Origin of the sequence: Micromonospora sp. NPDC006431 (assembly GCF_042870725.1) — a bacterium.
Classification (GTDB): domain Bacteria; phylum Actinomycetota; class Actinomycetes; order Mycobacteriales; family Micromonosporaceae; genus Micromonospora.
The window spans coordinates 223,774-241,871 of record NZ_JBIAHQ010000002.1; the positions used below are offsets into that span (position 1 = coordinate 223,774).

19 protein-coding genes are annotated in these 18,098 nt (G+C 72.8%); 10 read left to right on the forward strand and 9 right to left on the reverse strand.

What is annotated here, in order from left to right; translation table 11 throughout:
• Positions 1 to 15: 15 nt before the first annotated feature.
• Positions 16 to 615 carry a heme-copper oxidase subunit III gene (locus ACFYM6_RS04550; RefSeq protein WP_387272207.1) on the reverse strand — a complete coding sequence of 200 codons (600 nt, stop codon included), beginning with the start codon at positions 613 to 615 and terminating at the stop codon, positions 16 to 18.
• Between the two features lie 108 nt (positions 616 to 723).
• On the opposite strand from ACFYM6_RS04550, the gene ACFYM6_RS04555 reads away from it, so the two are divergent.
• The 4 genes from ACFYM6_RS04555 (at position 724) to ACFYM6_RS04570 (ending at position 3,742) form a co-directional block, all read left to right on the forward strand.
• On the forward strand, positions 724 to 1,677 hold the full coding sequence (locus ACFYM6_RS04555; RefSeq protein ID WP_387272209.1) for a cytochrome c oxidase assembly protein: 954 nt from the start codon (positions 724 to 726) through the stop codon (positions 1,675 to 1,677).
• Positions 1,678 to 1,824: 147 nt separating this feature from the next.
• Positions 1,825 to 2,223, forward strand: coding sequence for a hypothetical protein (locus tag ACFYM6_RS04560; protein ID WP_387272211.1), 399 nt, complete (start codon positions 1,825 to 1,827; stop codon positions 2,221 to 2,223).
• Positions 2,224 to 2,300: 77 nt separating this feature from the next.
• Positions 2,301 to 3,347 carry an anthranilate phosphoribosyltransferase gene (gene trpD / locus ACFYM6_RS04565; RefSeq protein ID WP_387272213.1) on the forward strand — a complete coding sequence of 349 codons (1,047 nt, stop codon included), beginning with the start codon at positions 2,301 to 2,303 and terminating at the stop codon, positions 3,345 to 3,347.
• Between the two features lie 185 nt (positions 3,348 to 3,532).
• The gene (locus ACFYM6_RS04570) at positions 3,533 to 3,742 is read left to right on the forward strand and encodes a hypothetical protein (protein WP_387272215.1); all 210 of its coding nucleotides are present in this window, start codon (positions 3,533 to 3,535) and stop codon (positions 3,740 to 3,742) included.
• Positions 3,743 to 3,941: 199 nt separating this feature from the next.
• Here the strand turns inward: ACFYM6_RS04570 and ACFYM6_RS04575 are convergent, their stop codons facing one another.
• Together ACFYM6_RS04575 and coxB are read right to left on the reverse strand one after the other, a co-directional pair.
• Positions 3,942 to 4,367 (reverse strand): cytochrome c oxidase subunit 4, encoded by a 426-nt coding sequence (locus ACFYM6_RS04575; RefSeq protein ID WP_387272217.1) that lies wholly within the window; start codon positions 4,365 to 4,367, stop codon positions 3,942 to 3,944.
• 10 nt (positions 4,368 to 4,377) lie between these two features.
• Positions 4,378 to 5,349, reverse strand: a complete 972-nt coding sequence (coxB, locus tag ACFYM6_RS04580) for a cytochrome c oxidase subunit II (RefSeq protein ID WP_387272219.1) — start codon at positions 5,347 to 5,349, stop codon at positions 4,378 to 4,380.
• 241 nt (positions 5,350 to 5,590) lie between these two features.
• Here coxB and ACFYM6_RS04585 point away from each other — a divergent pair, with 241 nt between their 5' ends.
• Both ACFYM6_RS04585 and ACFYM6_RS04590 read left to right on the forward strand, forming a co-directional pair.
• A complete protein-coding gene (locus ACFYM6_RS04585) occupies positions 5,591 to 6,742 on the forward strand; it encodes a cysteine desulfurase family protein (RefSeq protein WP_387272221.1) in 1,152 nt (383 codons plus the stop codon).
• A gap of 144 nt (positions 6,743 to 6,886) precedes the next feature.
• Positions 6,887 to 7,114, forward strand: a complete 228-nt coding sequence (locus ACFYM6_RS04590) for a sulfurtransferase TusA family protein (RefSeq protein ID WP_357435065.1) — start codon at positions 6,887 to 6,889, stop codon at positions 7,112 to 7,114.
• 112 nt (positions 7,115 to 7,226) lie between these two features.
• On the opposite strand, the gene ACFYM6_RS04595 is transcribed toward ACFYM6_RS04590, so the two are convergent.
• The gene (locus ACFYM6_RS04595) at positions 7,227 to 8,099 is read right to left on the reverse strand and encodes a M23 family metallopeptidase (protein WP_387272223.1); all 873 of its coding nucleotides are present in this window, start codon (positions 8,097 to 8,099) and stop codon (positions 7,227 to 7,229) included.
• 170 nt (positions 8,100 to 8,269) lie between these two features.
• Between ACFYM6_RS04595 and ACFYM6_RS04600 the strand changes: the two genes are divergently transcribed.
• Entirely contained in the window at positions 8,270 to 10,303 is a 2,034-nt protein-coding gene (locus tag ACFYM6_RS04600; protein ID WP_387272225.1) for a BTAD domain-containing putative transcriptional regulator, read from the forward strand.
• 228 nt (positions 10,304 to 10,531) lie between these two features.
• On the opposite strand, the gene ACFYM6_RS04605 is transcribed toward ACFYM6_RS04600, so the two are convergent.
• The 3 genes from ACFYM6_RS04605 to ACFYM6_RS04615 form a co-directional block, all read right to left on the reverse strand.
• Positions 10,532 to 11,509: a carbohydrate kinase family protein gene (locus tag ACFYM6_RS04605; RefSeq protein ID WP_387272227.1), complete on the reverse strand. Its 978-nt coding sequence runs from the start codon at positions 11,507 to 11,509 to the stop codon at positions 10,532 to 10,534.
• Positions 11,510 to 11,732: 223 nt separating this feature from the next.
• Positions 11,733 to 12,101 (reverse strand): iron-sulfur cluster insertion protein ErpA, encoded by a 369-nt coding sequence (gene erpA, locus ACFYM6_RS04610; protein WP_387272229.1) that lies wholly within the window; start codon positions 12,099 to 12,101, stop codon positions 11,733 to 11,735.
• Positions 12,102 to 12,265: 164 nt separating this feature from the next.
• The gene (locus ACFYM6_RS04615; RefSeq protein ID WP_387272231.1) at positions 12,266 to 13,402 is read right to left on the reverse strand and encodes a glycerate kinase; all 1,137 of its coding nucleotides are present in this window, start codon (positions 13,400 to 13,402) and stop codon (positions 12,266 to 12,268) included.
• Positions 13,403 to 13,470: 68 nt separating this feature from the next.
• Here ACFYM6_RS04615 and nadA point away from each other — a divergent pair, with 68 nt between their 5' ends.
• The 3 genes from nadA (at position 13,471) to ACFYM6_RS04630 (ending at position 16,899) form a co-directional block, all read left to right on the forward strand.
• Positions 13,471 to 14,646: a quinolinate synthase NadA gene (gene nadA / locus ACFYM6_RS04620; protein ID WP_387272233.1), complete on the forward strand. Its 1,176-nt coding sequence runs from the start codon at positions 13,471 to 13,473 to the stop codon at positions 14,644 to 14,646.
• Between the two features lie 213 nt (positions 14,647 to 14,859).
• Complete coding sequence (murA, locus tag ACFYM6_RS04625; protein ID WP_387272235.1) at positions 14,860 to 16,215, forward strand: UDP-N-acetylglucosamine 1-carboxyvinyltransferase; 1,356 nt, start codon at positions 14,860 to 14,862, stop codon at positions 16,213 to 16,215.
• 36 nt (positions 16,216 to 16,251) lie between these two features.
• Positions 16,252 to 16,899, forward strand: coding sequence for a DUF3043 domain-containing protein (locus ACFYM6_RS04630; protein WP_387272237.1), 648 nt, complete (start codon positions 16,252 to 16,254; stop codon positions 16,897 to 16,899).
• A 52-nt stretch (positions 16,900 to 16,951) separates the two neighbouring features.
• On the opposite strand, the gene ACFYM6_RS04635 is transcribed toward ACFYM6_RS04630, so the two are convergent.
• Both ACFYM6_RS04635 and ACFYM6_RS04640 read right to left on the reverse strand, forming a co-directional pair.
• A complete protein-coding gene (locus ACFYM6_RS04635) occupies positions 16,952 to 17,260 on the reverse strand; it encodes an AzlD domain-containing protein (RefSeq protein ID WP_387272239.1) in 309 nt (102 codons plus the stop codon).
• Positions 17,254 to 18,063 carry an AzlC family ABC transporter permease gene (locus ACFYM6_RS04640; RefSeq protein ID WP_387272241.1) on the reverse strand — a complete coding sequence of 270 codons (810 nt, stop codon included), beginning with the start codon at positions 18,061 to 18,063 and terminating at the stop codon, positions 17,254 to 17,256. Before ACFYM6_RS04640 ends, ACFYM6_RS04635 begins: the two co-directional genes overlap by 7 nt.
• Positions 18,064 to 18,098: the final 35 nt, after the last annotated feature.

Sequence of the window (18,098 nt, forward strand, 5' to 3'; positions counted from 1 at the left end):
CGTGACGCGCCAAGATCACTGGAGCCAGTAGATCATGGCGTAGAGCCCGATCCACACGACGTCGACGAAGTGCCAGTAGTACGACACGACGATGGCCGACGTGGCCTGGGCCGGGGTGAACCGGCCCATGGTGGTGCGGATCATGAAGATGATGAAGGCGATCAGACCGCCGGTCACGTGCAGACCGTGGAAGCCGGTGGTCAGATAGAACATCGACCCGTAACCGTCTCCGTTGATCTTCACGCCCTCGTGCACCAGGGTCCGGTACTCGTTCGCCTGGCCGAGCACGAAGATCAGGCCCATCACGAAGGTGATCGTGAACCATCGCCGCAGGGCGTGGACGTCACCCTTCTCGGCGGCGAAGACACCGAGCTGGCAGGTCACCGAGGACAGCACCAGGATCACCGTGAAGGTGGTCGCGTAGGGGATGTTCAGGACCTCGGTGTGCTTCTCCCACTGCTCCGGCGCCGCCGCGCGGACCGAGAAGTACATCGCGAACAACGCCGCGAAGAACATGAGTTCACTGGAGAGCCACACGATCGTCCCGACGCTGACCATGTTGGGGCGCGTCAGGGAGTGGATCCGGCTCTTGTCAATGGCTGGGGCCGCAGTCACGCGGTCATTATTGCCCTTGACCGGGACCGACGATCAGCGGGGTGGCAATCCCGTGCCATCAGTGGCCCGATCGGGGGCGTCCGCTTCGCCTGACCTACCCTGAAAAGCGTGCTGCACGTCGATCCGATCTTCGCCGCCACCTCGGCCGCTCCGTCGACCCTGGCCGTCGGGGGCGAGGGCGTCCCGCCGCCCTTCACCATCGCCCGGGTGTTCACCGAGACCCGGCTGGACAACTGGCTCGCCATCGGGCTGGTGCTGGCCGCCGGCCTCTACCTCTACGGCGTGTACCGGCTGCGGCTGCGCGGCGACCACTGGCCGGTCCTGCGCACGGTCTGCTTCCTCGGCCCGGGCCTGGGCGGCATCGCGGCGGTGACGGTCAGCGGGCTGGGGGCGTATGACACCACCCTGCTGTCGGTGCACATGGTGCAGCACATGGTGCTGTCCATGGTCGCGCCGATCTTCCTGGCGCTGGGCGCCCCGGTGACGCTCGCCCTGCGTACCCTGCCGCTGCGCCCGCGGAAGCGGCTGCTGGCGGTCGTGCACAGCCGGATCGCGCGGATCTACACCTTCCCGCTGGTGGCGTTCGCCATCTTCGTGGTGAACCCGTTCGTGCTCTACTTCACCAACCTGTACGAGTACACCCTGCAGCACGGGTGGGCGCACGAGCTGGTCCACGCGCACTTCATCGCCACCGGGTGCGTGTTCTTCTGGCCGCTGCTCGGCCTCGACCCGCTGCCCGGCCGCTGGCCGCACCCGGCCCGCGCGCTGCTGATGGTGCTCTCCGTGCCGTTCCACACCGTGCTCGGGCTCACCATCATGCAGAGCACCACGCTGCTCGGTGGCGACTGGTACCCGTCGCTGCACCTGACCTGGTCGGACCCGGCGAACGACCAGGTGGTCGCCGGCGGGGTGCTGTGGGCCGGCGGCGAGTTCGTCAGCGTCACCATGCTGGCCGTGCTGGTCGTCCAGTGGATCAAGCACTCCGAGCGCGAGGCCCGCCGGCTGGACCGCGAGCTGGACCGCCAGGAGGCCCGCGAGCGCGCCGCCGAGGCCACCGCCTGAGCTGCCCCGGCGACAACTCCAGCTCGGCTCGTCTGACGCCGCGCCGCGACCTGGAGCCCGTCGGCGGCACGCCAGGGCGGGCCGACCGGCCGGATGTGACGCCCGCTACGATCAGCGGGCAGCTACAGAGGTGGGAGCTAGTCAGCGATGAGCGATCGTCTTTACACCGTCCTGCTCTACAGCGACGACCCGAAGGTCCGTGACCGGATGCGACTCGCCGTCGGCACCCGGCCCGCGCCCGGCCTCGAGATCGAGTTCGTGGAGGCCGCCGACTACGCCGGGTGCGTCCGGCTGGTCGACGACTACGAGATCGACCTGCTCCTGCTGGACGGTGAGGCCAGCCCGGGCGGCGGCCTCGGCATCGCCCGCCAGATCAAGGACGACCGGGACGACGCCCCGCCGACCTGCGTGGTGCTGGCCCGCGCCGCCGACCGCTGGCTGGCCGCGTACGCCGAGGTCGACGCCACGCTGACCCACCCGCTCGACCCGGTGACCACCGGCAGCACCGTCGCCGAGCTGCTGCGGCGTACGCACGCCGCGGCCTGAGCGACCCCTTCGGCGCCACGGCAACGAGGCCATGGCGCCGTTCCACCCCCGCTCTCACCCCACACGGGAGGGCCGCCATGGGCGACCGGACCTGGCCGCTGCTGCTCAACGCGCTGCTGCGCGGCGAGGAGCTCTCCACCGCCGACACCGCCTGGGCGATGGACGAGATCATGACCGGCTCGGCCAGTTCGGCGCAGGTGGCCGGCTTCGTGGTGGCGCTGCGCGCCAAGGGTGAGACCCCCGCCGAGTTGGCCGGCCTGGTGCAGGCGATGCTCGGCCGGTCGGTGCAGGTCGAGCTCCCGGAGGAGATCCGGGCCACCGCGCTGGACGTGGTCGGCACCGGCGGCGACCTCGCCCACACGGTGAACATCTCCACGATGACCGCGCTGGTGGTGGCCGGGGCCGGCGTCCGCGTGGTGAAGCACGGCAACCGCGCCGCCTCCTCCTCGTGCGGCACCGCCGACCTGCTGGAATTCCTGGGTGTCCCGCTGGACCTGGCCCCCGAGCAGGTGGCCCGGTGCGTCACCGAGGCCGGCATCGGCTTCTGCTTCGCGGGCCGCTTCCACCCGGGGATGCGCCACGCCGGCCCGGTACGCCGGGAGATCGGCGTGCCGACCGCGTTCAACTTCCTCGGCCCGCTGACCAACCCGGCGCGTCCCCGGGCCGGCGCGGTCGGCTGCTTCGACCTGCGGATGGCGCCGGTGATGGCGGCCGTCTTCGCGGCCCGGGGCGACTCGGTGGTGGTGATGCGCGGCGAGGACGGGCTGGACGAGTTCACCACCGCCGCGCCGACCCGGGTCTGGGTGGCCCAGCAGGGCACCGTCAGGGAGGCGCTGCTGGACGCGGCGGAGCTGGGGGTACCCCGGTCCACCCTGGCCGACCTGCGGGGCGGGGACGCCGCGTACAACGCCGGGGTGGCCCGGCGGCTGCTGGCCGGCGAGACCGGCCCGGTCCGGGACGCGGTGCTGGTGAACGCCGCAGTCGCGCTGGCCACCCAGGGCCCGCTCGACGGTGACCTGCACGAGGCGCTGCGGGCCGGCATGGCCCGGGCGGAGGAGGCCATCGACTCGGGTGCCGCCGCCGGCGTCCTGGACCGCTGGCTCGAGGTGGCCCGCTCGCTCTGACGCCCGGCCCCGGGCGCTGTCACACCCCACTGGTACGCCTGGAGGCGTCCCGGGACGGCATGCCGGGGCGGGCCCACGCCCGGAAGTGTCAGACCGGCGTGCCAAACTACACGGGAGTAATTTTCCGTTTTCCGCCAATGCGGGCACCGCCCCGCGGCGGGCACCGGGTAGGAGAGGAGACGCCCGTGTCGGACCGTGAGTTCCACTGCGACACCTGCGAGGGCGTTGCGTTGTTCGAGGCCCCGCCCTGCGTCGACGGTCACGGCGCCGACTGCCCTGAGCTGGTCTGCACCGGCTGCGGTGCGGCCCTGCTGATCGCCACCTTCGCCTTCCGCGCGCCGCGGCTGGACCAGCGGCGCCGCGGCGCCCGCCCGGCGCACCGCCGCGCCGCCTGACCCAGCGGCCGCTCCCCCGCCGCCGGGCCGCCGACGCGGGGTGATCCCGGGTAACCGGACACCGCCAGGTCGGCGGAGCGGAGTCGATCAAGCAGCGAGACCCGGGCTCGGCGCCCGGGCGGGACCCGCCCGCACACCTGGACCCATGCGTCGAGGCCCGCGTCCCAACGGGACGCGGGCCTCGGGACGAGCCGTTAACTCAGTGCTCGGCGGTCCGGCGGGTGCCGGAGTAGTACTCGAAGAGCAGGCCGCAGGCGGCGAAGATCACCGCGACCAGGCCCGCGCCGAGCAGCCACATCTGCCAGTAGACCAGCCCCAGGCCGGCGATCGACGCGGCCAGGGCCAGGCCGAACGGCCAGTAGCTGCCGGGGCTGAAGAAGCCGACCTCGCCCGCGCCGTCGGCGACCTCGGCGTCCGACCGGTCCTCGGGGCGCAGGTCGATCCGGCGCGAGACGAACCAGAAGAAGCCACCGCACATCGAGCAGAGCAGGAAGGACAGCAGCAGCGCCACCGTGCCGACCCACTCGACCCGACCGCCCTCGCCGTACGTCCAGGCGGCGTAGAGGATGCTGACGCCCAAGAGGAACGTCGCGACGGTCAGGAAGATCTTCCACTCGGTCTTCATGCCGGCCCCCTCAGCTGCCCGCGCCGGCGGTGGCGCCGCTCGGGTTGAAGTTGTTCTTGTCGCGCCGGGTGTCGAACGGCTTGGTCGTGTCGGCGATCGGCTTCTCGCCGATGGCCGTGAGCGCCTCCTGGGTCGACTTGCCGGCCTTCTTGGCCGCCAGGAACTGCTCGTACTTCTCCGGCGAGACGACCCGCAGCTCGAAGTTCATGAAGGCGTGGTAGGTGCCGCACAGCTCGGCGCAGCGGCCCACGTACGCGCCCTCCTGGTCGAGGCTGGTGACCTCGAAGACGTTCCGGATGCTGCCCGGGAAGACGTCCCGCTTGAACAGCAGCTCCGGCACCCAGAACGAGTGCACGACGTCGCGGCTCTGCTCCTCGAACCGGATCGACTTGCCGGTCGGCAGCACCAGGATCGGGATGACCTCGCTGGTGCCGAGGACCGAGGCGACGGTGTTGGCGTCGCGGCCCTGGCCGTCGCGGTAGTTGAACTGCCAGTTCCACTTGAAGGCGACGACCTCGACCGTGACGTCCGGGTTCTTCGTCGTCTTGTCCACGCCGGTCTGCACGATCGCCGTGTAGTAGAAGAGCACCGAGACGATCAGGATCGGCGCGATCGTGTAGAGGAACTCCATCGGCATGTTGTAGCGGGTCTGCACCGGCAGCGTGTTGCCCCGCTTCCGGTAGCGGATCACGCACCAGAAGATCAGGCCCCAGACGAAGATGCCGACCGCCAGGGCCGCGATGCAGGACGCGATCCACAGGTCGTACATCCGGTGCGACTCCGGCGTGATGCCGCCCTGCGGCCAGCCGAAGCCGGCGAACGTCTTGCCGACGTCGCAGCCGGTGAGCAGCATCAGCAGCGCGGCTCCGCCGAGACCGAGCCCGGCGAGCCGACCAGCACCACGCCGCCGGTGCCCACCGGCTCCCGGGGAAGCGCTGTGCCGTACGGCCGACGACCGTACCTCCGAACTCCTTGCGACCACCTGGTCCTGCCTCCCTAGCGCGCCGCGGTGGGGGTTTCTCTCCATACCGACGGCAAAGGCGTCACCGACGGTCGCAGATTACTCGACCATGAGGGGCCTGACCGTGTTGGGGTCACTGTCCGCCCCCATCGGGGGTGCCGCGGGCGGGCGACGCGATAGCGTCGGCAGTCGTGAGCGAGCGAACCATCAGGCTCAGTGGCGCGGCGCCGCGCGCCGCCGCGGAGCGGAGCGAGGCGGCGGCGTGAACCCGTCCCCGGTCTACCTGGACGCGGCCACCGCGGCCCCGCTGCACCCGGTCGCGCGGCAGGCGTTGCTGGCCGCGCTGGACGACGGCTGGGCCGACCCCGGCCGGCTCTACACCCAGGCCCGCCGGGCCCGCCAGCTCCTCGACGCCGCCCGCGAGGCCGCCGCGCAGACCCTCGGCGTCCGCGCCGACGAGCTCTCCTTCACCCCCAGCGGTACGAGCGCCGCGCACGCGGCCGTGCTGGGCGGGCTGGCGGGGCGGCGCCGGGTGGGGGCGACCCTCGTGCACTCCGCGATCGAACACTCGGCAGTGCTGCACGCCGCGGAGCGCCACGTGGCGGCCGGCGGCGACGCGGTGCCCGTGGCGGTGGACCGGCTCGGCCGGCTGGACCTGGACGCCTGGACGGCGGCGGCTGCTGCGCCGGGGGTGGCCTTCGCGGCGCTGATCGCGGCCAGCCACGAGGTGGGCACAGTGCAGCCGGTGCCGGCGGCGGCCGAGGCGTGCGCCCAGGCCGGGGTGCCCTTGTACGTCGACGCGGCGCAACTGGTCGGCCGGGCGCCGCTGCCGGCCGGCTGGTCGGTGCTGAGCGCCAGCGCGCACAAGTGGGGCGGGCCACCCGGCGTCGGGCTGCTGGTGATCCGCAAGGGCACCCGGTGGGAGTCGCCGTTCCCGGCCGACGAGCGGGAGTCGGGGCGTACCCCCGGGGTGTTGAACCTGCCCGCGGTGGTGGCGGCGGCGGCGAGCCTGCGCGCGGCGGCGGCGGAGGCGGCGGCCGAGACGGCCCGGCTGGCGCCGCTGGTGGACCGGATCCGGGCCCGGGTGGCGGCCGAGGTGCCGGACGTGGAGGTGGTCGGCGACCCGGTCGACCGGCTCCCCCACCTGGTCACGTTCTCCTGTCTCTACGTGGACGGCGAGGCGCTGCTGCACGCGCTGGACCGGCGGGGCTTCGCGGTCTCCTCCGGCTCCTCGTGCACCTCGTCGACGCTGCGGCCGTCGCACGTGCTGGAGGCGATGGGGGTGCTGTCGCACGGCAACGTCCGGGTGTCGCTGCACCGGGACACCACGGCGGCGGACGTGGACCGCTTCCTCGCCGAGCTGCCCGGGATCGTCGCCGACCTGCGCGCCGAGGCGGGGGTCACCGGCCTGTGAGCGAGCGGAGCGAGCGAGGTGGCGACGTGAGCGCGAGGAGTGAGCCGATCTTGCGAGCCCCGCAGTCGCGAACTGAGGTGGCAACGTGAGCGCGAGGAGTGAGCCGATCTTGCGAGCCCCGCAGTCGCGAACTGAGGTGGCGGCGTGAGCGAACCGGACGAGGTGCTCGACTGCCGGGGGCAGCGCTGCCCCCTGCCCGTGATCAACCTGGCCCGCCGGCTGCCCGAGCTGCCGGTCGGCGCGGTGGTCCGGGTGCTCGCCGACGACCCGGCCGCCGCCGTCGACATCCCCGCCTGGTGCCGGATGCGCGACCAGGAGTTCCTGGCCGCCCACCCCGATCCCCCCGCCTACGACGTCCGCCGCACCCACTGACCCGGCCGCCCGGTCCACCCCGATGATCAAGAGGTTTGCGTCACGCACGGCCCAGGGCCCGACGCAAACCTCTTGATCAACACCAGCGGATCGACCGAGCGAGGGTCGGGTGTCAGCCGCAGTGCTCGAAGGGGGAGGTGTAACTGGCGCCACCGGCGCTGCCGCCCCACTTCACGCAGCCCGGCGCCGTTCGGATCACCGGCCCCGCGTAGTACGAGTAGTTGCCGGAGTCCGTTGATCTCGTCGAGCCCTGTGGTTCGAGGAAGGCGCTCGTGGCGGTGGCCGTGCCGACGTTCGCCATCTTCAGGGTGACCACGCAGTTCTGGCTGGTGGCGCCCTTCCACAGCAGGTTGACGGTGCCGGCCGAACCGAGCGCCTTCGAGTCGGTGACCTCGAACCCGGCGCCACACACCTCCGCCGGGTCGTACGAGGTGGCACAGTTCCGGCTGGTCACCGAGGCGTCCGGGTAGGAGAAGGTGGAGCCGTTGAAAACGGCCTTGATGATGTGCGACTGGGAACGGTCCGGGTAGCGCACCTCGTAGTGCAGGTGCGGGGAGATGTTGTTGCCCGACCTGCTGGTGTTGCCGACCGCCCCGATGACCTGCCCACGCAGGACCGACTCCCCGGCGGCCACCGCCCGCTTGTCGAGGTGCGCGTAGTACGTGTAGTACCCACCGCCGTGATTGAGCACGATCAGGTTGCCGTACCCGTTGAGCTCGCCCTGGTGGGCGGAGACCTCGACCGTGCCGGCGGCCGCGGCCACCACGGTGTCACCAAGATCGGCGGACGCGGTGGACCCCCGGTTGAAGTCGATCTCCCACGACACGTGGGCGCTGCTGTTGCTGCTGTTGCCCTGCCAGGTCTGCCCGCACGGGAAGGGGAGCTGGAAGGCCGGCGCGGCGTGCGCCGGGTTCGCGATCAGGAGGGTCCCCGCGATACCGATGACGAAGGCGCTCACGGCCCGCAGCAGATGGCGTAGTCGCATCTGGCCGTCCTTTCCGTAGCTGCTCTGGGCACCCAGGCTCGCCCGGCCTCCTCCAGCCCGACTCCACATTCCCTACAATCGATCGATGTCCGGCCGGCGGTCGCCACTGGCCCGCCCGGTTGCCCCCGCGTAGGCTCCAAAGACGATCAAGGATCGTGGGCGGTGTAGCGATGCCAGAAGGACTTGAGCTGCGCATACTTGGTCCACTGGAGTTGCTGCGCGACGGCGTTCCCATCCCGCTGGCCGGGGTGAAACCCCGCCAGTTGCTCGCCACGCTCGCCCTCCGACACCGACGGACGGTCGCGGTGGAGCACCTGATCGAGGTGCTCTGGCCGCAGGACCCACCCCGCTCGGCGGTGGCCAACGTGCACACGTACGTCCATGCGCTGCGCACCCACCTCGGCGGGGCCCAGCTGCGCCGGCAACCGCCCGGCTACCGGCTGCTGCTGGGCCCCGCCGAACTCGACGTGGCCCGCTTCGACGAGGACGCCCGGGCCACCGACCCGGCCCGGCTGGACGCCGCCTTGGCGCTGTGGCGGGGCGACCCGATGGAGAACCTGCCGCACTCGCCGCTGTGGCGGCCCGAAGTGGAGCGCCTGGTCGAACGCTGGCGGCTGCTACGGGAGCAGCGCGCCCGGGTACGCATCGAGTCGGGCGATCCGGCCGGGGCGATCGCCGACCTACGGGCGCTGGTGACCGAGGATCCGTTGCGGGAAGAGGCCTGGCGACTGCTGGTCACCGCGCTCGATGCGACCGGCCGCCGGGCGGAGGCGCTGTCGATGTACTCCAGCGCCCGCCGCTTCCTCGTGGAAGAGCTGGGCATCGAGCCCAGCGAGCCGCTCCGCCGGTTGCACCGCAGCCTGCTGACCCAGGACGCACCGGCGGCCCCGGCCGGATCGGCCCGGTTGGACAGCGTCGCGGCCACGATGCTGCGCGGGTTCGCCCTGCTCAACCTCGGGCCGGCACCCGGCTGGGTGGCGGCGGCCCTGCTGGACCGGGACGACGCCCAGACCGTGCTGGACAACCTGGAGCGCGGCCGGCTGGTACGCCGGATCGGCCGGGACGAGCTGGGGCAACCGCGGTTCGTGCTGTCGATCGTCGCCAGCCTGCTGGCCCCGGAGCTGCCCGACCCGGCCGACGAGGCGATGCTGTGCCGGGTACTCGGCGGCTACCTCGACCTGGCCGGGCGGGCCGCGCAGGGTCTGCCGGCCCAGATCTTCGGGCCCGGGGTGAGCGTCGCGGCCCGCTGGCCGGTACCCGCCACTGCCGAGCTGACCAAGGATCCGGTCGCCTGGTTCACGGTCGAGCGGCAGGCGTTGCTCGCCGCCGTCGACCTGGCCGCCCGGCTGGGCCGCTCCGAACTGGCCTGGGCGTTCGCGCACGCCATGCTGCCCTGGTGCGACCTCGGCGGCCACAGCGCCGAGTGGGAGCAGAGCCATCGCACCGCGCTCGACGTCTGCCGGCGCACCGGAGACCTGCTCGGCGAGGCGGTGAGCCTGCGCGGTCTCGGGCAGCTGCACCTGTACCGCGACCAGTACGGCGCCGCCGCCGAGGCGTTCAGCCGGGCCCGGCTGGCGTACGCCCGACTGGGCAACACGTACGGCGAGGCGGGCGCCCTGGCCGGGCTGGGCTCGGTGCACCGGCTACGCGGCGACCACGACGCCGCGTACGACTGCTACCGGCAGGCGTTGGCGTCCTACCTGGCGGTCGGCGACCGGCACGGCCAGGCGTACGTGCACGGGGCACTGGCCCAGGTGTGGCTGGCCCGCCGGAACCCGGCCGAAGCGCTCCGCTCGCTGAACGCCGGCCTGCCGCTCGCCACCGAACTGGACGACCAGCACCGGGTGGCGCACCTGTTGCACCGGCTCGGGCTGGTCCGGGTGGCGCTCGACGAGGCGGCGGCCGCCCGGGACTGCTTCATCACCGCGCTCGGCCGGTTCACCGTCCTCGGCGACGCGCACGGTCAGGCGTACTGCCTCAGCGACCTGGCCGAACTGGAGCAGGGTGCCGCGGCGATCACTCGGCTCGGCCGGGCGCTGGAGGTCTTCGAGCAGATCGGCGACCGCCGCGGCCAGGAGCAGACCGCCCGGCGCCTCGGTGAGCTGCACCGGGTGGCCGGGCGGGAACGGCTCGGCGACGCCTATCTGGCCGAGGCGCGCCGGCTGCGCTCCACTGTCGAGGACGAGATGAACCGCGCCGGCTGAGCTGCCCGCCCGCCGCGCGATCCGGGCAGTTTTCCGGAAAGAGGGCTCATTCTCCGCGCGATGGCCACTCTGTCCGGGCAGGAGGGCCCTCCCGCCGCACCGACCCGGACGGCGAAAGTGGTCTTGCCCACCCCGGGCAGCCCGGCGAAGGAGACCAGCACCGGGCCGCCCGTACCGGGGCGGACGGCGCCGGGGTCCACGCCGCCGCCCGGGCCGGTGGGCCGGAGGTCACGGCAGCAGGTACGGCCGGACGTCTTCGGCGGCCGCGTCCCCGTACGACTCGGCGAGCCGCTTGACGAACAGATCCCGGCGGACCTCGTACTCCTGGCCGCCGAAGTTCTCCAGCACGAGGGTGGCGAGCAGGCAGCCCACCTGGGCGGCCCGCTCCAGGTTGACACCCCAGTCGAGGGCGGCGAAGAAGCCGGCCCGGAAGCCGTCGCCGACGCCGGTCGGGTCGACCGCCTGCATCTCCCGGGCGATCGGCACGTGGATGGTGTCGATGTCCCGGCCGGCGATCTCCACGCCCTGCTTGCCCAGCGTGGTGACCCGCACCCGCACCCGGTCCAGCAGCTGCGCGTCGGTCAGCCCGGCCTTGCTCTGCAGCAGCGACTTCTCGTACTCGTTGGTCATCAGGTAGTCGGCGCCGTCGATCAGGCCGAGCACGTCGCCGCCGTCCATCCGGGCGAGCTGCTGCGACGGGTCGGCCACGAAGGCGTACTCCCGCTCGCGGCACTCGGTCGAGTGGCGGATCATCGCGGCCGGGTCGTTGGCGCTGACCAGCACCAGATCCAGACCGCCGAGGCGGTCGGCCACCGGGGCCAGCTCGATGTTGCGGGCCTCGCTCATCGCGCCGGCGTAGAACGAGGCGATCTGGCACATGTCGGTGTCGGTGGTGCAGACGAACCGGGCGGTGTGCGCCACCTCGCTGACGTGCACCGAGTCGCAGTCCACGCCGTGCCGTTCGAGCCAGGAGCGGTAGTCGGCGAAGTCCGCGCCGACCGCGCCGAGCAGCACCGGACGCAGGCCGAGCTGGGCCATGCCGAAGGCGATGTTGGCGGCGGTGCCTCCGCGCCGGAGCACCAGCTCGTCGACGAGGAAGGACAGCGACACCTTGTCCAACTGGTCGGCGATGAGCTGGTCGGCGAACCGGCCGGGGAAGCTCATCAGGTGGTCGGTCGCGATCGAACCGGTCACGGCGATCTTCATGTCAACCCTCGCGGTCGGGAGCACGGCGCGGGTCAGCCTACCGGTCACTCAGCCCGGGCGGACCGGGGTCGGTCGACAACCGGCCATACTCCGCACGTACGAAGGTCACCGCGTGGACACCTGCCGGAGGCGGAGACAGCACGGCGGGACCACCCGGTGAGGGGCGGTCCCGCCGTGTCCGTATGTCAGCCGTCGCGGCCCGTCCGGGCCGGCCGGCGTCGACTCAGCTGAACGAGTCGCCGCAGGCGCAGGAGTTGCCGGCGTTGGGGTTGTCGATGGTGAAGCCCTGGGCGTCGATCCGGTCGGCGAAGTCGATGGTCGCGCCGGCCAGGTAGGGGGCGCTCATCCGGTCGACGACGACCTCGACACCGTCGAAGTCGGTGACGATGTCACCGTCGAGCGACCGCTCGTCGAAGAAGAGCTGGTACCGCAGGCCGGAGCAGCCGCCCGGCTGCACCGCGATCCGGAGCCGCAGGTCGTCGCGGCCTTCCTGCTCGATCAGGGCCTTGACCTTCTGCGCCGCGACGTCGGTGAGGACGACGGTGCTGGGGGCCTTGGCCTCGGTCGACTCGGTCTGCGCTGGCGTGGTCACGTGGAAATCTCCCTGCGCGTGTGGGTCCGGACGCACTGGCCAACATCTCCTGTCGCCCAGTCATTCCCGGTGTGGTCCAGATCCGATCGTACGCCGTCCCGCCGCGCGCCACCCCCGGTGGCGTGATCCGCGGCGGGTGAGCCGCGCCGCAGGCCAGGCAGCGGTCAGCGGCTCCACTGCCGGGCCAGGCGGGCGCCGAGCGCGCGCAGCCCCTCGGCGGGCCGGTCCAGCGCCGCCGCCGCCCCGCCGCGCTCCTCGCCGCCGAAGTGCTCCACCAGGCTGTACGCCTCGGTCACGCCCGCCGCGGCGGCCTCCCGCCGCCCGGTGCTCACCCGGCCGGCCAGCACCACGCAGGGCACCCCCCGGTCCCGGGCCGCCCCGGCCACCCCGGCGACCACCTTGCCGCGCAGCGACTGGTGGTCGAAGGAGCCCTCCCCCGTGATCACCAGGTCGGCGGCGTCCAGCGCCGCGTCCAGCCCGATGGCCCGGCTGACCAGCCCGATGCCGGACTCGCACCGGCCGCCGAGGGCGAGCACCGCCGCGCCGAGCCCCCCGGCCGCCCCGGCGCCGGGCCGCGCGGCGAACCCGGGCGGGCAGTCGGGCAGCTCGCGCTCCAGCAGCTCGGCCCAGCGCTCGAGAGCGCCGTCGAGCAGCAGGACGTCCTCCCGCGTGGCGCCCTTCTGCGGGCCGTAGACGTTGCTGGCGCCGTGCAGCCCGAGCAGCGGGTTGTCGACGTCGGTGGCGGCGATCAGGGTGGCGCCGCGGACCCGGGGCGCGCCGTCCAGCGCGGCCACCGCGGCCAGCGCCGCCCCGCCGTACGGCAGGGCGCGGCCCGCCTCGTCCAGCGCGGTGACGCCGAGCGGGATGAGCATCCCGGCGCCCCCGTCGTTGGTGGCGGAGCCGCCCAGCCCGATCACCAGGGTCCGCGCCCCCGCCTCGACCGCCGCGGCCACCAGCAGCCCCAGCCCGTACGAGGTGGTGGCCTTCGGGTCTCGCTCGGCGGCCGACAGCAGGTGCAGCCCGCACGCCTGGGCGCTCTCCAGGTACGCGGTGCCGTCGTCGGTGAGCAGGATCTCACCGGCGGCGGGGCGGCCGAGCGGGTCGACGGTCGGGACCGGCAGCCGCCGCCCGCCGAGCGCCTCGGCGAGGACGGCGACGAACCCGGGCCCGCCGTCGGCGAGCGGCCGGAGCAGCAGTTCGTCCCCGGGGGCCACGGTCCGCCAGCCCTCGGCCACCGCGGCGGCCACCTCCTGAGCCGGCAGCGTGCCGGCGAACTTGTCCGGACAGAGCAGCACGCGCATGCCGAGCAGTGTGGCAGGCCACACCGACGGTGGTCGTATGCCGGGCGCGCTGTGGGACCATGGGGGGCGTGACTTCGACCTGGGTTGAGCCCTCCAACACCGCCACTGCGTTGCTGCTCCTCGGCCGCGGCAGCGACCCCGCCACCGAACGCGGCGTGGAGTGTCCGGGTGACCTCCCCGCGCCGAGCGACCCGGACCTGGTGGCCCGGGCGGCGGCCGCCAAGGCCGCGCTGGGCACGAAGGTCTTCGTGCTGGGCCACCACTACCAGCGCGACGAGGTGATCCAGTTCGCCGACGTGACCGGCGACTCGTTCAAGCTGGCCCGGGAGGCGGCGGCCCGCCCCGACGCGGAGTACATCGTCTTCTGCGGCGTGCACTTCATGGCGGAGAGCGCGGACATCCTGACCTCGGACAGCCAGCAGGTGATCCTGCCCGACCTCGCCGCCGGCTGCTCGATGGCCGACATGGCGGTGCTGTCGCAGGTCGAGACCGCCTGGGACGTGCTGACCGAGCTGGGCGTGGCGCAGGACACCGTCCCGGTGACCTACATGAACTCCTCGGCGGACATCAAGGGCTTCGTCGGCCGGCACGGCGGCGTGGTCTGCACCTCGTCGAACGCGAAGCGGGCGCTGGACTGGGCGTACCAGCAGGGGTCGAAGGTGCTCTTCCTGCCCGACCAGCACCTCGGCCGCAACACCGCGGTGCTGGAGATGGGCTACTCGCTGGACGACTGCGTCCTCTACGACCCGCACAAGCCGAACGGTGGGCTGACCCCGGAGCAGCTCCGCGACGCGAAGATGATCCTGTGGCGCGGGCACTGCTCGGTGCACGGCCGGTTCACGCTGGACAGCGTCAACGACGTCCGGGAGCGGGTGCCGGGGGTCAACGTGCTGGTCCACCCGGAGTGCCGGCACGAGGTGGTGACCGCCGCCGACCACGTGGGCTCGACCGAGCACATCATCAAGACCATCGAGGCGGCCCCGGCCGGCTCGGCGTGGGCGGTCGGCACCGAGCTGAATCTGGTCCGCCGGCTGGCGCTGGCCCACCCGGACAAGCAGATCATGTTCCTGGACCGGGCGGTCTGCTACTGCTCGACGATGAACCGGATCGATCTGCCGCACCTGGTGTGGGCGCTGGAGGAGCTGGTGGCCGGCCGGGTCGTCAACCAGATCACCGTCGACCCGGACACCGCGCGGCACGCCCGGGCGGCGCTGGACCAGATGCTCGCACTCCCCGGCGCTTGATCACCCTCGGTCACATCACTGGTACGGAAACGCACCGGACACCCCGGTTCGTGCCCTCGCTGGTGATGTGACCGATTCCATTCTCGTCACGGAGGGCTATGCTGCCGGGGCGACGAAAGACGCGGGTCGTTTTCCTGCGGCCCAATTGTGGGTAGCGATGCACATCGTGAGCCCGATCATCTGCACGGAAATACCAACGCGCTGGAGGTTGCGTTGACCGACGACGTCCTGGTCGTACACGGAGGCACTCCGCTCGAAGGGCGGATCCGCGTGCGCGGCGCGAAGAATCTCGTGTCCAAGGCGATGGTCGCCGCCCTCCTGGGTGACACCCCCAGCCGGCTGTTCGAGGTGCCGCGGATCCGGGACGTCGAGGTGGTCCGCGGGCTGCTCGGCCTGCACGGGGTCAAGGTCAGTGACGGCGAGGAGGACGGCGAGCTCATCTTCGACCCGTCCAACGTCGAGAGCGCCAGCACCGACCAGATCAACGTGCACGCCGGCTCCAGCCGGATCCCGATCCTGTTCTGCGGCCCGCTGCTGCACCGGCTCGGCCACGCCTTCATCCCGGACCTGGGCGGCTGCCACATCGGGCCGCGCCCGATCGACTTCCACCTGCAGGCCCTGCGCGAGTTCGGCGCGACCGTCGACAAGCGGCCGGAAGGGCTGCACCTGTCCGCCCCGAACGGGCTGCACGGCACGAAGTTCGCCCTGCCGTACCCGAGCGTCGGCGCCACGGAGCAGGTGCTGCTCACCGCGGTGATGGCCGAGGGCGTCACCGAGCTGCGCAACGCCGCCGTCGAGCCGGAGATCATCGACCTGATCTGCGTGCTGCAGAAGATGGGCGCGATCATCAAGGTGCACACCGACCGGGTGATCGAGATCCAGGGCGTACCGAAGCTGCACGGCTACACCCACCGGCCGATCCCCGACCGGATCGAGGCGGCGAGCTGGGCGGCGGCCGCGCTGGCCACCCGCGGCCACGTCGAGGTGCTGGGCGCCCAGCAGGCCGACATGATGACCTTCCTGAACATCTTCCGCTCGGTCGGCGGCGAGTACGAGGTGACCGACCTCCGGCCGCCGCGGGCCGACCGGCCGGGCCAGGAGGGCGGCATCCGGTTCTGGCACCCGGGTGGCGAGCTGAAGTCGGTCGCCCTCGAGACCGACGTGCACCCCGGCTTCATGACCGACTGGCAGCAGCCGCTCGTGGTCGCGCTGACCCAGGCCCGGGGGCTGTCGATCGTCCACGAGACGGTGTACGAGCAGCGGCTCGGCTACACCACGGCGCTCAACTCGATGGGCGCCAACATCCAGGTCTACCGGGACTGCCTGGGCGGCACCCCGTGCCGCTTCGGCCGCCGCAACTTCAAGCACTCCGCGGTGATCGCCGGCCCGAGCAAGCTGCACGCGGCCGATCTGGTCATCCCGGACCTGCGGGCCGGTTTCAGTCACCTGATCGCGGCGCTGGCCGCCGAGGGCACCTCCCGGGTGTACGGCGTCGACCTGATCAACCGGGGCTACGAGGACTTCGAAGCCAAGCTGGCCAACCTCGGCGCGCACGCAGAGCGTCCGTAACATCACACTGCGTTTTCCGCGCCCGGTGCACCCGCGATGTGCACCGGGCGCGGCTGTTTGGCTACCCTTCACGACGTGCCGTCGCTGTTTCGTCGTAAGCCCGCCGACCTCGTCGAGGAATCCGTCACCACGGTGACGACCGACGAGGCGTCCACCGCTGCCCCGTCCCGGGGCCACACCCCGAGCAAGAAGGAACTGGGCGTGGTGACGCCGAAGCGGCCCACCGCCGGCCGCCGGCCGGGCGCGCCGAGCAAGCCGCTGACCAAGGATGAGGCGCGGGAGCAGCGCCGGGCGGCCCGCGCCGAGGCGGCGGCCGAGTTCCGCCGCGAGGGCGGTCCGCGCGACCGGGGCCCCGAGCGGCTGCTGGCCCGCAACGTGGTGGACTCCCGGCGTACCGTCGGCACCTGGTTCTTCGGCGGCGCGCTGATCGTGCTGCTCGGCTCCAACCAGGCCATGCCGCCGATCGTGCGGCTGATCTCCAATCTGCTGTGGGGTGCGCTGGCACTCGGCCTGGTGATCGACTCGATCCTGATCTCCCGCAAGATCAAGAAGCTGGTCCGCGAGCGCTACCCGAAGAGCACCGAGAAGCTGGGCTCGCTCTACTTCTACGCGATCATGCGGTCGATCACGTTCCGCAAGATGCGCGCCCCCGCGCCGCAGGTGAACGTCGGCGACAAGATCTGAGCTGTTCCGGCCCGGACGCGGCCCCTTCCCGCACTCGCGGGGAGGGGCCGCGTCATGCCACCCCGAGCAGGCGCAGCAGCGCGGTGGTGCCGGCCGCCGCGACCACGACCAGCACGAAGGGCGCCCGTCGCCAGGCGAGCAGCAGCCCGACCAGCACCCCCGCGGGCCGGGCGTAGCCGGCGAAGCGGCCGGCCTCGGTCAGTGCCGCGGTCGCGGCGAGGGCGGCCAGCAGGGCGGCGGCAGCCACCGGCAACAGGTGCCGGGCCCACTCGGGCAACTCCACCCGGTCGCGGAGCAGCACCCCGGCGACCCGGAAGCCGTACGTGCCGACGGCCAGGGCGAGGATCACGGCGATCAGCACGAGGCCTCCCCGGCCCGGACCACCGGTCCGGCGTGGTGGGCGGGGTCCGGTGCGGCCCCGTCCGGGCCGGGCGGGCCGTGCTGCTCCGGGCCGGCCACGGCCGTCCCGTCGGGCACCTGGTCGGCGCTGCTCGCGCCCCGGCCGCGGAGTGCGGGCACGATCAGGGCGGCGAGCGCGAGCAGCACCGGCACCCCGGCCGGCAGGACCGGGGTGGCCAGCACCGCCAGCCCGGCGCCGGCCAGCGCGACCCGGCGGGTGTCCCGGTCGCGCAGGCTCGGCAGCAGCAGGGCGGCCAGCCCGGCCGGGAAGGCGGCGTCGAGCCCCAGGGCAGCCGGGTCGCCCACCGCGCCGCCGGCGAGCACGCCGAGCAGGGTGCCGGCGTTCCAGGCCAGGAAGAGCAGCGTCCCGGCGAGCCAGAACGCCCGACGGCGCCCGGGCCCGGCCGGTCGGGCCAGGGCGAAGGCGGTCGCCTCGTCGGTCATCAGGTGGCTGCCGAGCAGCCGCTGCCAGCGCCGTCGCCCGAGGGCGCCGCCGAGAGCCAGGCCGAACGGCAGGTGCCGGGCGTTGAGCAGGAGGCCGGCGAGAACGGCGGCGACCGGACTGCCGGCGGCGACCAGACCCACCGCCATGAACTGCGCGCCGCCGGCGTAGAGGAACACGGACATGGCGAGGGTCGCCCAGACCGGGAGGCCGGCGGCCACCGCCACGGCGCCGAACGAGGCGCCCACGGCGAGCATGGCCGCCCCGATGGCGGCGACGTCGCGGAGCACTGCCCGGTCGGCCGTTCGATATGCCGTACGCATGTCCATTATCCTGAACACGACAGCACGCGTTCGTC

Bases quoted from the DNA above. Each gene is read 5' to 3' on its own strand.
- ACFYM6_RS04560 (WP_387272211.1), top strand. From the start codon at position 1,825: ATGAGCGATCGTCTTTACACCGTCCTGCTCTACAGCGACGACCCGAAG.
- trpD (WP_387272213.1), top strand. From the start codon at position 2,301: ATGGGCGACCGGACCTGGCCGCTGCTGCTCAACGCGCTGCTGCGCGGC.
- ACFYM6_RS04575 (WP_387272217.1), bottom strand. From the start codon at position 4,367: ATGAAGACCGAGTGGAAGATCTTCCTGACCGTCGCGACGTTCCTCTTG.
- ACFYM6_RS04595 (WP_387272223.1), bottom strand. From the start codon at position 8,099: ATGCGACTACGCCATCTGCTGCGGGCCGTGAGCGCCTTCGTCATCGGT.
- ACFYM6_RS04600 (WP_387272225.1), top strand. From the start codon at position 8,270: ATGCCAGAAGGACTTGAGCTGCGCATACTTGGTCCACTGGAGTTGCTG.
- ACFYM6_RS04605 (WP_387272227.1), bottom strand. From the start codon at position 11,509: ATGAAGATCGCCGTGACCGGTTCGATCGCGACCGACCACCTGATGAGC.
- ACFYM6_RS04615 (WP_387272231.1), bottom strand. From the start codon at position 13,402: ATGCGCGTGCTGCTCTGTCCGGACAAGTTCGCCGGCACGCTGCCGGCT.
- ACFYM6_RS04630 (WP_387272237.1), top strand. From the start codon at position 16,252: ATGTGCACCGGGCGCGGCTGTTTGGCTACCCTTCACGACGTGCCGTCG.
- ACFYM6_RS04640 (WP_387272241.1), bottom strand. From the start codon at position 18,063: ATGCGTACGGCATATCGAACGGCCGACCGGGCAGTGCTCCGCGACGTC.